The sequence below is a fragment of the Frondihabitans sp. PhB188 genome, assembly GCF_003752365.1.
Classification (GTDB): Bacteria; Actinomycetota; Actinomycetes; order Actinomycetales; family Microbacteriaceae; genus Frondihabitans.
This window is the reverse complement of the sequence record NZ_RJUO01000002.1, coordinates 304,525-317,339: the sequence shown is the minus strand read 5'-3', so window position 1 is coordinate 317,339 and position 12,815 is coordinate 304,525. Positions and strand designations below refer to the sequence as shown.

Sequence of the window (12,815 nt, the reverse complement as noted above, 5' to 3'; positions counted from 1 at the left end):
AGTCGCCGACTCCGATGTCGACGATGCCTCCAGGGTACGACTCTCCCCGGGAGAACGGCCACCCGTCGCGGATTCGCCCTGCGGCTCGCGTCGCGGCGGCTGGCTAGGCTGTGGGCATGTTCGTCGACATGCCCGAAGAAGAGCTCCGCCGCTACACCAGCAGCCAGGTCGATCCCGTCGACTTCGACGAGTTCTGGGCGGCCACCCTCGACAGCACCCGGTCTCACGATCTCGGCCTCGCCGTGGTGCCCGTCGACACCGGCCTGGCCACCGTCGACGTGTTCGACGTGACGTTCGCCGGGTACGAGGGGCAGCCGGTCCGGGCGTGGCTGCGCGTGCCGCACGGCGCGTCGGCGCCGCTCCCGGCCGTCGTGCAGTTCGTCGGGTACGGCGGAGGCCGAGGGCGTGCCGTCGAGAATCTCTTCTGGTCGTCGGCCGGCTACGCGCACCTCCAGATGGACACCCGGGGGCAGGGCTCGGCGTGGAGCGAGGGCGCGACCGCCGACCCCGATGGCGGCGGCCCCCAGTTCCCGGGCTTCCTGACCCGGGGTATCGACAGCCGCGAGACGTACTACTACCGCCGAGTGTTCGCGGACGCTGTCCGTGCGGTCGAGGCGGCTCGCACCCTGCCGGCGATCGATGCCGATCGGGTGGTCGTGCTCGGCGGCAGCCAGGGCGGAGGCATCGCGCTCGCCGTAGCCGGTCTCGTTCCGGGGCTGGCCGCAGCGTTCCCGCGGGTGCCCTTCCTCTGCGACTTCCCGCGCGCGACCGTCATGACCGATGCCGATCCCTACAAGGAGATCGGCCGGTACCTGGCCGTGCACCGCGACCGGGTCGACGCCGTGCACGGCGTGCTCGCCTACTTTGACGGCGTCAACTTCGCCCGCCGTGCGACCGCGCCCGCGTGGTTCACGACGGCGCTGATGGACCCGATCTGCCCGCCCTCGACCGTCTTCGGCGCGTTCAACGTCTACGGCGGCGAGAAGGCGATCACCGTCTGGCCGTACAACGGCCATGAGGGCGGCGACGTCTTCGACGACGAGGCGCAGCTGGCTGTTCTCCGACAGGTGCTGCCGGTCTGACGACGCGAGAGCATGATGGATCGACGCCGCCGATCGGAGCGGCCCGACGAACTGGAACGACCCATGACGATGACCGTGCTCCTCGAGATGACCCTCAACACCGACGTCGCCGGCGCGACCGAGGTCATCCGCGAGGTCCTGACTCAGACGCGCGACCGCGAGGGCAACACCGGCATCGACATCCTGATCGACGACGACGACCCGTCGAAGATCGTGATCGTGGAGTCGTGGGCGACCGTCGAGGCGCGCACCGCCTACGCCGAATGGAGGCAGACCCCGGAGGGGGCCAACCGCCTCGGATCGATCATGGCCGCGCCGCCGGTCTTCCGCACCTTCACCGAGGGCATCGAGCTCTAGGAGGGCATCGAGCTCCAGCGGCGCGGGCCGCGACCAGGGCCTTCGCACAGTCCTCGGACCGGAGGCGGATGTCGGCGGCCCCCACTTCTGGTGCTTGCCACATCTATTCGACAGACGTACGGTTGCCCCAACCCAGCCACAAGGGGTCGGTCGTTCACCACGGATCAGGACGACACGACGACCTCCGGCGAACCGAACCAACCACTCGGAGCAACCCATGTCCCAGCTCGTCCCTGCCCTCCTGCGCCCCGCGCGGGTCCAGCGCTACCGACTCGTCGGCGACGGACCCTCGTCCGTCCCCCGACCGCACGATGCGCCCCAGGGGCATGCTCCCGGGGAGAACCCCGACCGCGTGCTCGTCTTCGGAAACGGAATCGCGATGGGCTGGGGCGTCGGCACCCACGAGCTCGCGATCCCCGGCCAGCTCGCCCGCGCTCTGAGCCAGCGCACGGGGCGCGGGGCCGACGTCGACCTCCTCGCCGACATGCGGTGGGACGTCGAGTCGGCCGCGAGCGTGCTCTCCGGCGACTCGCTAGGGGTCTACGACGCCATCGTCATCGTGATGGGGGCGAGCGACGCCTACCGCTTCACCTCGCCCCGCAAGTGGGCCGAGGGTCTGGTGCGTCTCATCGACGCGTTCGAGCGTCACACGGCGCCTCTCACCAGGATCTTCGTCATGGGCATCCAGCCGGTGTCGAGCATCCCGATCTACAGGGCCCGTCCGGGCGGCGAGACCGACCGGTGGGCCGATCACCTCAACCAGCTCACCTTCGCCATCTGCCAGGGTCACCCGCGAGCGCACTTCGTCAGCCCGCCCGAGAACTGCCTGCCGACGACGAGGCAGGGATCCACCGCCGCGGAGCACCGCTACCGATCGCCTGAGCGCTTCCGCCAGTGGGCGCTCACCATGGCCGACGCCATGACACCGCACCTCGAGATGCAGGCCGCGCCCGGGAGCGAGACCCGCGCGGCGCGCGACCGTCCTCAGTCGCGCGACCGCCGGCTCGCGGCCATCTGGGATGCCGGCCTCGACGGCTCCCCCTCCGAGAGGCGCTTCGACGAGATCGTCGCCCGCGCCGCCCAGGCCTTCGGAACCAGGGGCGCCGCCTTCACCGTCATCGGCGGAGACCGGCAGTGGAACAAGGCCGTGGCCGGAATCGACGCGGGCCCCGAGGCTTCGCTCGAGACGTCGTTCTGCCGCGTGACGATCGAGCACTCCACGCCGTTGGTGGTGCAGGACGCCTGGTCAGACGCGCGGGTTCCCGGGGAGGGTGCGCCTATGCGCTTCTACGCGGGCTACCCGGTCGAGACTGCCGACGGCACCCGGATCGGCGCGCTCTGCGTCTTCGACTCCGAGCCTCGGGAGGGGGAGGACGTCGACGTGTCGATGCTCCGCGAGCTCGCACTCCAGATCCAGCACGAGCTGGGATCGGTGCCGGTCAGCTGAGCGTTCGTCCCGGTGTGCCACGGTCAGGGGCTCGACGGTCAGCGTCCGGCCGGCGACCGTGACGGTGGCCGGGTCGGCGCCCAGATTGGCAGCGACGACCTCGACCCCGGTCGGGCGGCGCACCGCGATCGCCCACGTGTCCGGCCCCACCCGACCGGCCTCGACGACCTCGCACCCCTGGAACGAGCTGAGGATCCGCAGTGCGTCGGCGGCGGGGTAGGGCGCGCCGTCCGCATCGCCGAAGCCGCGCGGCCCCCACGCCTCGGCGAACGCCAGCGACGCCACGCCGTCGACGGTCAGTGCGGCGGCCGAGGCGACCAGCCAGGCGGCGAAGAACGGCTCGCGCTGCAGCGGGTCGGACGATCCCCACGTGAGCGCGGCTTCTGATCCGTCGCGCTCCGGGTCGTCCGGCGCGGGTGTCGGCGCCGAGGTCGCGACGGCATTGAACCGCGCGCGGAGCGAGATCGGGCCGACGTGCACGGGGCGGCCCGCGGCGATCCGCACGGCCTGCTCGGCGACGGTTCGCTGAAGGGCGATCGACTCGACCTTCTGCGTCGTCGACCAGTCGTGCATGCCCGCGGTGACTGAGAAAGTCACGCCGGCCAGGTCATCGGGCAGGGACTGCGAGGTGCGGTTGAGCTCGGTGAAGTGAGCGCGCGTGCCGCCGACCAGGGTGCCGGTCAGAGGCTCGCTCGCGGCGAGCTCGCCGAGGCGGCGCCAGAGCTCGGGCGTCGTGCCGTGTGTCGCGGCGTCATAGACGGCCAGACGGCCGACCGGGACCCCGCAGAGCGCGTGGGCGGCGGCGACGAGCTGCTCCGCGTCGGCTGCGATCAGGCGCACGTCGAGCCGCGCACCGGGGGAGTCGGCGCGGGCCCGGCTCAGGACTCGCGACCAGGCGGCGCTGGTCAGGTCGAGCTCGACGAGGATCCCGGCGCCCGCGAGCCATGGGAGCAGGCGGCGGGGGCGACCCGGGGCGCTGGCGGCTCCGACGGCGAGCTGCGGGAAGACGGCGGCGGTGCGCGCCTCAGGAGATGCGGCAGCCGGAGAGGCCGGGGCCGTGCCGGTCGGCGTGAGCACGGCGGATTGCCTGATCACGGCGCCGGCAGCGACGCGGACCGGGAACGGCAGCGACAGCGGCGTGCTGTAGGTCTTGAACGACGCGTCCGTCCAGTTCCGCTGGTCCTCCATCTCGAAGACGTCGCCCTCGAACCGGAGCTCGCCGCCCGCGAACCGCAGGCCGGCGATGTCGCGGGCCGGCTGGTGCGGGGCGACGTCGACGGGGAACGCGGTGTCGGAGGTCGTCCCGTCGGGATGCACGACGGTGAGCGGCGTGCCCGCGAGCGCGGGGGAGTGCAGCACGATGAGGCCGGCTCGGTTGCTGTCGAAGTCGCTGTGCGCGACGATCTCGGCTTCGAGCCGCAGGCCGGGGCCGTCCGGGCGGAGCGTCGCCGTCCAGGTCGCTTTCACCCCGAGGTCGTCGAGCTCGGCCGTCAGCGTGAGCGAGCCGTCGCCTCCCCGCGAGAGCGCCGTCGAGGCCGCCGGGATCGTGCGCCAGTCGCGGTCGCGCACGACGACCCGGATCGCGCGCAGGAACTCGCGCCCCGCGTGCTCGAGGCGATCGAACGACGCGTCTTCCACGACGACCGTCCACTCGTCCGTCACCTGGAGTCGTTCGGGCAGCCGGAGCCGTTCGGGGGAGCCGGTCATCTCATCTCCGTCGATGTCGCGAGTGGTGCCACCGCGGCGAAGGGAGCGCGGTGGTAGAGGAGCACTGTGGAATAGGAGCACAGTTGAATAGGAGGACAGTGAAGTGGAGCGGCTGATCGCGATTGGTCAACCGGTTCTGTTCCAGCGACAGTGTAGGGCGTTCGGCCTGCCGTCGCACTCGCGATTCGAAGGAGAATCATGACCCGTCTCACCGACCTCGCCGACGCGGGACTCGTCCCGGCCGGAGCCGCACCCGAGCGCCTCGCCACCGGCGCCATCTGGTCGGAGGGGCCGTGCTGGATCCCGGCGAGCCGCACGCTGCGCTGGAGCGACATCCCGAACGACCGCATCCTGCAGTGGTCGTGGGATACCGGCGAGATGAGCGTCTACGCCTCGGGCGTCGAGTTCACGAACGGACGGGTCATCGACGACGACGGCAGCGTCGTGCAGTGCTCCCACGGTCGTCGCCGGGTCGAGCGCGACCGCGACGGAGTCATCGAGGTGATCGCCGACCAGTGGAACGGCTACCGGTTCAACTCCCCGAACGACGTGGTCGTCAAGCGCGATGGCACCGTCTGGTTCACCGACCCGCCCTACGGGATCATCGAGGCCCGAGAAGGTCACCCCGGCTTCCGCGAGTACGGCGACCACTGGGTGTTCCGGGCTGATCCGGTCACGGGCGACGTGCGCCCCGTGGTGCTCGACGTCGAGGAGCCCAACGGCTTGGCGTTCTCGCCCGACGAGTCGGTGCTCTACGTCGCCGACACGTCTTCTGCGCGCCAGCCCGCGGGTGTCGGCAACCGCTGCATCCGCGCGTACGACGTGACCGACGGCGTCCGGTGCAAGAACTCACGGGTGTTCGCCACGGTGGGCTCGGGTCTGGCCGACGGATTCCGCGTCGACGCGGCGGGGAACGTCTGGACGTCGTGTGCGACCGGCGTCGAGGTCTACGCGCCGGACGGCGAGTTCCTGGGTGCAGTGGATCTGCCGGAGCTGACGGCGAACCTCTGCTTCGGCGGACCGGACGGCACGACGCTGTTCGCCGCCGCCTCGACGAGCCTCTACAGCATCGCGACAACGACCACCGATGCGCGCCTGACTCGTCGCTGACGGACCGCTGACCCGCCCCTAGGAGTCGAGGTCGAGGCTCGCCACGCGATCGCCCGCCGTGGTCATGTGCACGCGCATGGCCGCCTCGGCCGCCACCGAGTCGTGCGCCGCGATGGCCTCGTAGATGGCCATGTGCTCGCGCAGGGCGACAGCGCCCTGGTCGCGGTCGCGGAGGCCGCGCTCGACCCAGAGGCGCAGGAGGGAGCGGACGCTCTGCAGGAGGTCGCGCAGCACGACGTTGTCGGCGCTCGCCGCGATCTGCAGGTGGAAGCGCACGTCGGCCTCGACGAAGCGGTCGAGGTCGTCGAGGCTCTCCTTCATGGTCTCGATGTGCCGCGCCAGCATCTCGACCTCGTCGTCGGTGATCCGGCTCGCGGCGAACGCGGCCGCCTGGATCTCGAGCGCGCCGCGGACCTCGATCAGCTCACGGGTGCGCGACGCGGAGAGCATGAGCCCCCAGCTGAGCGTCGTCGGCAGGAGCTCGGAGGTGGAGTCGCGCAGGTAGGTGCCCGAGCCGGGACGGACGCTGACGATCCCGAGGATCTCGAGCGCCGCGAGGGCCTCGCGGACGGCGGACCGCCCCACCCCGAGCTCCTCGGCGAGCTGGCGTTCTGGAGGGAGCCGCGACCCGGGGGTGAGCTCGCCGCCGGTCAGCAGCGAGATGAGCTGCTTCACGACCTCGGCCACGGCGGTCCCCCGGGGCACGGCTTCGATCTCGAGCCGCAGCGTCGCGGGGTCGTCGTCTGGATAGGCCGGCATGGCGTGAAGCCTATCTTTTGGTCAACCAATTCGGGGGCGGGCACACCGGCAGTTTAATTGGTCAACCGGTTGACAGATTATGTTGCGGGAGTCATCATGGGAGCAGTGACGCGGGACGACCCTCTCGTGCACGTCCGACAACGTCGTTGAACGAAATGGAGTCGCAGTGGACGCCCCCTTGACAGCCACCCCCGCGCCGAACGGCGTCGAGAGGTCGGCCATCCGCAAGATCTCGATCCGGCTCGTGCCGTTCGTGGCCCTGATGTTCTTCATCAACTACCTCGACCGCACCGCCATCGGCTTCGCCGCCCCCAACGGCATGGAGGCCGACCTCGGTCTGAGCGCCGCGCAGTTCGGCTTCGCCTCGGGCGTCTTCTTCATCGGCTACATCCTTCTCGAGGTGCCGTCGAACCTGGCCCTGGCGCGCTTCGGCGCCCGCCGCTGGCTCGCCCGCATCATGGTGACCTGGGGCATCGTGGCGTTCCTGTTCACCTTCGCCCAGAATTTCGAGCAGCTCGCGGGCCTCCGCTTCCTGCTGGGCGTCGCCGAAGCCGGGTTCTTCCCCGGCGCGATCCTGTTCCTGAGCCTCTGGGTGCCGTCGAAGCACCGCTCGAAGATCCTGGCCCTGTTCTACCTGGCCCAGCCGCTCACGAGCGTCGTGGGTGCCCCGCTGGCCGGACTCCTGCTCCAGAACGACGGCGTGCTCGGCCTCGAGGGCTGGCGCTTCATGTTCCTCTGCGTCTCGATCCCCGCGGTCATCGTCGGCGTCGTGGCCTGGTTCTACCTCAAGGACAGGCCCTCGCACGCCAAGTGGCTGACCGAGGAGGAGAGCACCTGGCTCGAGACCACTCTCGAAGAGGAGAAGATCGGCACCGAGACCAGCGCCACCGGCATCGGGGGCCACGGCGTCGGCCTCGGCCGCGTCCTGAAGAGCGGCCGGGTCTGGATGCTCGCGTTCATCTACTTCGGGTTCATCTACGGCCTCTACGCTCTCGCCTTCTTCCTGCCGACGATCATCGGCACCTTCCAGGAGCAGTTCGGCACCGAGTTCGACCTCTTCGAGAAAGGGCTCATCACGGCCATCCCCTACGTGCCGGCGGCTCTCGCCCTGTACTTCTGGTCGCGGGACGCCACCAAGCGCGGCCTCAGGACCTGGCACATCGTGATCCCGGCGATCGTCGGCGGCGTCAGCATCCCCGTCGCGCTCTATATGAACTCGCCGGCGGCGACGATCGTCGTCATCGCATTCACGGCCATGTCGATCTTCGCGGCTCTCCCGAACTTCTGGACGCTGCCCACGCAGTTCCTCACCGGCACCGCCGCCGCAGCCGGCATCGCGCTCATCAACACCATGGGCAACCTGGCCGGCTTCGCGGCCCCGTACATCACCGGGGCGGTCACCGACGCCACCGGCGGGTACCGTGCAGCCATGTTCATAGTCGGATTCTTCATGCTCCTGTCCGCCCTCCTGATGGCGCTGCTGTCGCGCAAGCGCCGCGTCGGACCGACTGCCACCGCCGAGAGGCCGGCTGCCGCCACGGCCGCGGGGCTCGGCTGATGACGCGCCTCTTCAACGAGCCGTCCGACTTCGCCGACGAGGCGGTCGACGGGTTCGTCGCAGCCAACCGCCGCTGGGTCCGCAAGGTCCACGGCGGCGTCGTCCGCACGGCCGCCTCGGCACCCGGCTCGGTGGCGCTCGTCGTCGGCGGCGGGTCGGGCCACTACCCGGCGTTCGGCGGTCTCGTCGGACCAGGCCTCGCCGCGGGCGCGGCCCTCGGCAACCTGTTCGCCTCGCCGTCGTGGCAGCAGGTCCGCTCGGTCTCGAAGTCGGCCCACAACGGCGGCGGCGTCCTGCTCAGCTACGGCAACTACGCCGGCGACGTCCTGAACTTCGACCGCGCGCAGGCCAGGCTCCGCGAGGAGGGCATCCGCGTCGAGACGGTGACGATCACCGACGACGTCGCGAGCGCCTCCGCTGCCGAGAAGCACAGGCGCCGCGGCATCGCGGGCGACTTCACCGTCTTCAAGGCGGCGGGTGCCGCAGCGGCAGCCGGGTACTCGCTCGACGAGGTCGTCCGCGTGGCGCAGAAGGCCAACGACCGCACGCGGTCGATCGGCGTCGCGTTCACCGGGTGCTCCCTGCCGGGGGCCGACGAGCCGCTGTTCACCGTCCCCGAGGGCCGGATGGCCGTCGGGCTCGGCATCCACGGCGAGCCCGGGATCTCCGAGCAGGATGTCCCGACGGCGGCCGGCCTCGCCGAGCTCCTCGTCTCGACCCTGCTCGCCGAGCTGCCCGACGGCGTCGAGCGGGCCGACGGCCAGCGCGTCGCGGTCATCCTGAACGGCCTCGGATCGGTCAAGTACGAAGAGCTCTTCGTCGTCTACGCGAAGATCGACGAGCTGCTGACCGCCGCGGGCGTCGAGGTCGTCGAGCCGGAGGTCGGCGAGCTCGTCACGAGCTTCGACATGGCCGGCGCCTCGCTGACCCTGTTCTGGCTCGACGACGAGCTGGAGAGCCTCTGGGCCGCCCCGGTCGACGCGCCCGCCTACAAGAAGGGCTCGGTCGACCCCTCGAGCGCCGCAGCCGAGATCCACGACGAGGAGGAGCTCGCCGAGCCGATCCCCGAGTCCTCCGAGGAGTCGCGACAGGCCGCGGCCCTGGTCGTGACCGCCCTGGATGCGATCAAGGTCGTCATCGACGAGAACGCCGACGAGCTCGGCCGGATCGACGCGGTGGCCGGCGACGGCGATCACGGCATCGGCATGCAGCGCGGCGTCACCGCCGCGGTGGAGGCCGCCCACGACGCTCTCGACCGGGGAGCCGGAGCCAAGACCGTCCTCGACCGGGCGGGCGACGCCTGGTCGGACCGCGCCGGCGGAACCTCCGGTGCCCTGTGGGGGTCGGCCCTCGGCGCCGTCGGAGGCGCGCTCACCGACTCGGCCGCGGCGGACGCCGACGCCGTGGCGCGCGGAGTCGCGCAGGCGACCACCGAGATCCTCGAGTTCGGCGCCGTCGTCGGCGACAAGACCATGGTCGACGTGCTCGTGCCCTTCTCGACGGCGCTCACCGAGCGCGTGCAGGCCGGCGAGCACCTGACCGATGCATGGAAGACCTCGGCTGACATCGCCTCCGATGCCGCAGCCGCCACCAAGGACCTCCTGCCCAAGATGGGGCGAGCTCGTCCGCACGCGGAGAAGAGCCTCGGCACCCCCGACGCCGGAGCCGTGTCTCTCGGCCTCATCGTGCAGTCCGTCGCGACAGTCCTCGCGACCTCAACGAAGTAACCCCGAAGGAGAACGCAATGGCTGAGCAGCTGCGAATCGTCATCGGATCCGACGACGCCGGATTCGACTACAAGGAGATCGTCAAGCAGGACCTGGAGGGCAACGCCCTCGTCGCCTCCGTCGTCGACGTGGGAGTGGACGCGGCGTCGCACACCCCGTACCCGTCCGTGGCCATCGCCGCGGCGGAGATGATCGCGCGCGGCGAGGCCGACCGTGCCGTCCTGTTCTGCGGCACCGGCCTCGGTGTCGCGATCGCGGCGAACAAGGTCCCGGGCATCCGTGCCGTGACCGCGCACGACTCGTTCTCGGTCGAGCGATCGATCCTGTCGAACGACGCCCACGTCCTGTGCCAGGGGCAGCGTGTCGTCGGGATCGAGCTCGCCCGCCGCAATGTCCGCGAGTGGCTGACCTACACGTTCGACACGTCCAGCGCGTCGAACGACAAGGTCCAGATCATGAACGACTACGAGGCCGCGAACACGACCGGCGCCCCTGCGGCGGTGGACTCCGCCTCATGCTGAGCGACTCGGCGGCAGCCCCCTTCACCGTGGGGGTGAGCCTGAAGATGTACTTCGGCCACGCCCGCACGGTGGAGTGGGCCACCGCCATCGGCGACATCGCACGTCGCCACCCCGCGGTCGCGGACGGCCTGGTCGAGCTGTTCGTCGTCCCGACCTTCCCGTCGATCGTCCCCGTCCGCGACGCGCTCGCGGGTGCTTCGGTGCGCCTCGGCGCGCAGGACATCGCGTGGGCCGACTCCGGCGCGTTCACCGGCGAGGTCTCCGGCGTCGAGCTGGCCGAGATCGGCTGCACGCTCGCCGAGGTCGGCCACGCCGAGCGCCGCGCGCTCTTCCACGAGGACGACGAGGTCATCGCGCAGAAGACCGCCGCCGCTCTCCGCAACGGCCTGACTCCGCTCCTCTGCGTCGGCGAGGAGGAGGCCGCCTCGCCGGCCATCTCGTCGCTCGAGGTGACCCAGCAGATCGAGTCCGCGCTGGCGCAGGCCGGTCCGGGCGCGATCATCGTCGCGTACGAGCCGCAGTGGGCCATCGGCGCGCCCAAGCCCGCCGCCCCCGAGTACATCGCCGCGGTCGTCGCTGAGCTCGAGCAGTTCGTCCAGGCGCTCGAGGGCCGCGACGGCAGCCGGGTCATCTACGGCGGCAGCGCCGGCCCCGGCCTGCTGACCTCCCTCGGCGGCGACGTGAAGGGCCTCTTCCTCGGCCGCTTCGCGCACGACCCCGCTGCGGTCGAGCTGATCCTCGACGAGGTCGTCGCGCTCGCGCATCAGGGGGCCTCCGCGTGATCGGCCTCTCGACCTACGCCTACTTCTGGCGGTTCTCGGAGCGGGTCGCCGACCCGATGAGCCTCGACGACATGCTGCGCGACGCGGCGGCGATCGGCGCGGAGCTCTTCCAGATCTGCGACTACGCACCCCTGGCCGGGTACGACGACGCGCAGCTCGCGGCGACCAGGGCGGTGGCCGACGGGCTCGGGCTGACGCTGGAGGTCGGGACGCGCGGCACAGTTCCTGCGCACCTCGACCGCCACCTCGACCTCGCCGTCGCCCTCGGCGCGACCGTCGTCAGGAGCATGTGGACCTCGGGCGACGACCGGCCGACCTTCGACGAGAGCGTCGCTCGGCTCCGTCAGATCGTGCCGCGCTACGAGGCCGCCGCTGTCACGCTGGCGCTCGAGACCTACGAGCAGGTGTCGTCGACCGAGCTGGTGGCGCTCGTGGAGGCCGTCGGCAGCGAGCACCTCGGCATCTGCCTGGACCCCGCGAACACCGTCGCGAACCTCGAGAACCCCGCCGACGTCACGGCGCGCTGCCTGCCGCACGTGAAGAACTGGCACGTCAAGGACTTCGACTTCACCCGCCAGGCGGGCTGGGTCGGGTTCAGCCTCGTCGGCGTGCCCCTCGGCGAGGGCCGCCTCGACTACGACGGCATGCTCGCCGCCATCGACCCCGGATCGCGCGGCATCAGCCAGGTCGTCGAGCACTGGCTGCCGTGGCAGGGCGACGAAGAGACCACCACTCGCCTCGAGCGCGAGTGGACCGAACACAACCTGAAATTCCTGAAGGAGAAGAACACGTGACCGACATCCTCGACACCACCCCATCCGTCACCTACGCCGACGGCCAGGGTGCGCCCGACATCACCGTGGCGGTCATCGGCGCCGGCGGCAAGATGGGCCAGCGCGTCTCGAACAACCTCGCCAAGAGCTCGTACACGACGCTGTACTCGGAGGCATCGCCGAACGGCGTCGCCCACATCGAATCGCTGGGCCGCACCGTCACGCCGACCGACGACGCCGTGAGAGACGCCGACGTGGTGATCCTCGCCGTCCCGGACGTCGTGCTCGGCCGCGTCTCCGAGTCGGTCGTTCCGCAGATGAAGTCGGGCGCCATCATCCTGACGCTCGACCCGGCCGCCGCCTACGCAGGACTCCTGCTCGCCCGCGAGGACATCCACTACGCCGTGGCGCACCCCTGCCACCCGAGCGTCTTCCTCGAGCGCACCACCAAGGAGGAGTGGGCCGACACGTTCGGCGGCGTCGCGGCTCCCCAGGAGGTCATCGCCGCTCTCGAGGGCGTCGACGAGGACTCCCCGGTGCGCGAGCTGGCCACCCAGGTCATCTCGACCATCTACGCGCCCGTCATCGCGGTGCACTACGTCACGGTCAAGCAGCTCGCCGTGCTCGAGCCGACCCTCGTCGAGACGATCGCCTGCATGATCGGCGCCTTCCTGAAAGAGGCCCTCGAAGAGACCGTCGACGGCGTCGGCGTGCCCTACGAGGCCGCCCGCGCGATGCTCTACGGCCACACCTGGATCGCCCTCACCAACGGCCTCCGCGGCTCGAACCCGTTCTCGGACGCCTGCCACATCGCCATGGACTACGGCCGCGAGTCGATCGTCAAGGACGACTGGAAGAAGATCTTCGACGACAGCCAGCTCGACTCGGTCATCGCCAAGATGCTGAAGATCGACGCGGTGAAGCGCTGACCCGTTGATCCGCTGACCCGCTGATCCGTTGATCCGTTGATCCGCTGACCCGCTGATCCGAAG

11 protein-coding genes are annotated in these 12,815 nt (G+C 70.7%); 10 read left to right on the top strand and 1 reads right to left on the bottom strand.

The genetic code is table 11. From position 1 onward, the window contains the following. The first annotated feature begins 116 nt into the window (after nt 1-116). The 4 genes from EDF46_RS06425 (at nt 117) to EDF46_RS06405 (ending at nt 5,703) form a co-directional block, all read left to right on the top strand. The gene (locus EDF46_RS06425) at nt 117-1,082 is read left to right on the top strand and encodes an acetylxylan esterase (protein WP_123505457.1); all 966 of its coding nucleotides are present in this window, start codon (nt 117-119) and stop codon (nt 1,080-1,082) included. Between the two features lie 63 nt (nt 1,083-1,145). After that, nucleotides 1,146-1,439, top strand: coding sequence for a putative quinol monooxygenase (locus EDF46_RS06420; RefSeq protein ID WP_158614174.1), 294 nt, complete (start codon nt 1,146-1,148; stop codon nt 1,437-1,439). A gap of 217 nt (nt 1,440-1,656) precedes the next feature. Next, nucleotides 1,657-2,886, top strand: a complete 1,230-nt coding sequence (locus tag EDF46_RS18930; protein ID WP_370454068.1) for a GAF domain-containing protein — start codon at nt 1,657-1,659, stop codon at nt 2,884-2,886. 1,905 nt (nt 2,887-4,791) lie between these two features. Then, nucleotides 4,792-5,703: an SMP-30/gluconolactonase/LRE family protein gene (locus tag EDF46_RS06405; protein WP_123505453.1), complete on the top strand. Its 912-nt coding sequence runs from the start codon at nt 4,792-4,794 to the stop codon at nt 5,701-5,703. A gap of 18 nt (nt 5,704-5,721) precedes the next feature. Here EDF46_RS06405 and EDF46_RS06400 read toward each other — a convergent pair whose 3' ends face one another. Next, the gene (locus EDF46_RS06400) at nt 5,722-6,462 is read right to left on the bottom strand and encodes a FadR/GntR family transcriptional regulator (protein ID WP_123505452.1); all 741 of its coding nucleotides are present in this window, start codon (nt 6,460-6,462) and stop codon (nt 5,722-5,724) included. Between the two features lie 166 nt (nt 6,463-6,628). Between EDF46_RS06400 and EDF46_RS06395 the strand changes: the two genes are divergently transcribed. From EDF46_RS06395 to EDF46_RS06370, 6 genes are read left to right on the top strand one after another with little or no spacing between them, the layout of a single operon-like run. Next, nucleotides 6,629-8,020 carry an MFS transporter gene (locus tag EDF46_RS06395; protein WP_370454067.1) on the top strand — a complete coding sequence of 464 codons (1,392 nt, stop codon included), beginning with the start codon at nt 6,629-6,631 and terminating at the stop codon, nt 8,018-8,020. Continuing rightward, complete coding sequence (locus EDF46_RS06390; protein ID WP_123505451.1) at nt 8,020-9,747, top strand: dihydroxyacetone kinase family protein; 1,728 nt, start codon at nt 8,020-8,022, stop codon at nt 9,745-9,747. Before EDF46_RS06395 ends, EDF46_RS06390 begins: the two co-directional genes overlap by 1 nt. Nucleotides 9,748-9,764: 17 nt before the next feature. Next, on the top strand, nt 9,765-10,268 hold the full coding sequence (locus tag EDF46_RS06385; RefSeq protein WP_123505450.1) for a ribose-5-phosphate isomerase: 504 nt from the start codon (nt 9,765-9,767) through the stop codon (nt 10,266-10,268). Continuing rightward, on the top strand, nt 10,262-11,050 hold the full coding sequence (locus EDF46_RS06380; RefSeq protein ID WP_123505449.1) for a triose-phosphate isomerase family protein: 789 nt from the start codon (nt 10,262-10,264) through the stop codon (nt 11,048-11,050). The genes EDF46_RS06385 and EDF46_RS06380 overlap by 7 nt, the downstream gene beginning before the upstream one ends. Next, a complete protein-coding gene (locus tag EDF46_RS06375; protein WP_233579905.1) occupies nt 11,047-11,844 on the top strand; it encodes a sugar phosphate isomerase/epimerase in 798 nt (265 codons plus the stop codon). The genes EDF46_RS06380 and EDF46_RS06375 overlap by 4 nt, the downstream gene beginning before the upstream one ends. A 5-nt stretch (nt 11,845-11,849) precedes the next feature. Then, the gene (locus EDF46_RS06370; RefSeq protein ID WP_255410943.1) at nt 11,850-12,752 is read left to right on the top strand and encodes a phosphogluconate dehydrogenase C-terminal domain-containing protein; all 903 of its coding nucleotides are present in this window, start codon (nt 11,850-11,852) and stop codon (nt 12,750-12,752) included. Nucleotides 12,753-12,815: the final 63 nt, after the last annotated feature.

Coding starts and splice junctions, on each gene's coding strand:
- EDF46_RS06425 (WP_123505457.1), top strand. CDS start 117: ATGTTCGTCGACATGCCCGAAGAAGAGCTCCGCCGCTACACCAGCAGC.
- EDF46_RS06420 (WP_158614174.1), top strand. CDS start 1,146: ATGACGATGACCGTGCTCCTCGAGATGACCCTCAACACCGACGTCGCC.
- EDF46_RS18930 (WP_370454068.1), top strand. CDS start 1,657: ATGTCCCAGCTCGTCCCTGCCCTCCTGCGCCCCGCGCGGGTCCAGCGC.
- EDF46_RS06405 (WP_123505453.1), top strand. CDS start 4,792: ATGACCCGTCTCACCGACCTCGCCGACGCGGGACTCGTCCCGGCCGGA.
- EDF46_RS06400 (WP_123505452.1), bottom strand. CDS start 6,462: ATGCCGGCCTATCCAGACGACGACCCCGCGACGCTGCGGCTCGAGATC.
- EDF46_RS06390 (WP_123505451.1), top strand. CDS start 8,020: ATGACGCGCCTCTTCAACGAGCCGTCCGACTTCGCCGACGAGGCGGTC.
- EDF46_RS06385 (WP_123505450.1), top strand. CDS start 9,765: ATGGCTGAGCAGCTGCGAATCGTCATCGGATCCGACGACGCCGGATTC.
- EDF46_RS06380 (WP_123505449.1), top strand. CDS start 10,262: ATGCTGAGCGACTCGGCGGCAGCCCCCTTCACCGTGGGGGTGAGCCTG.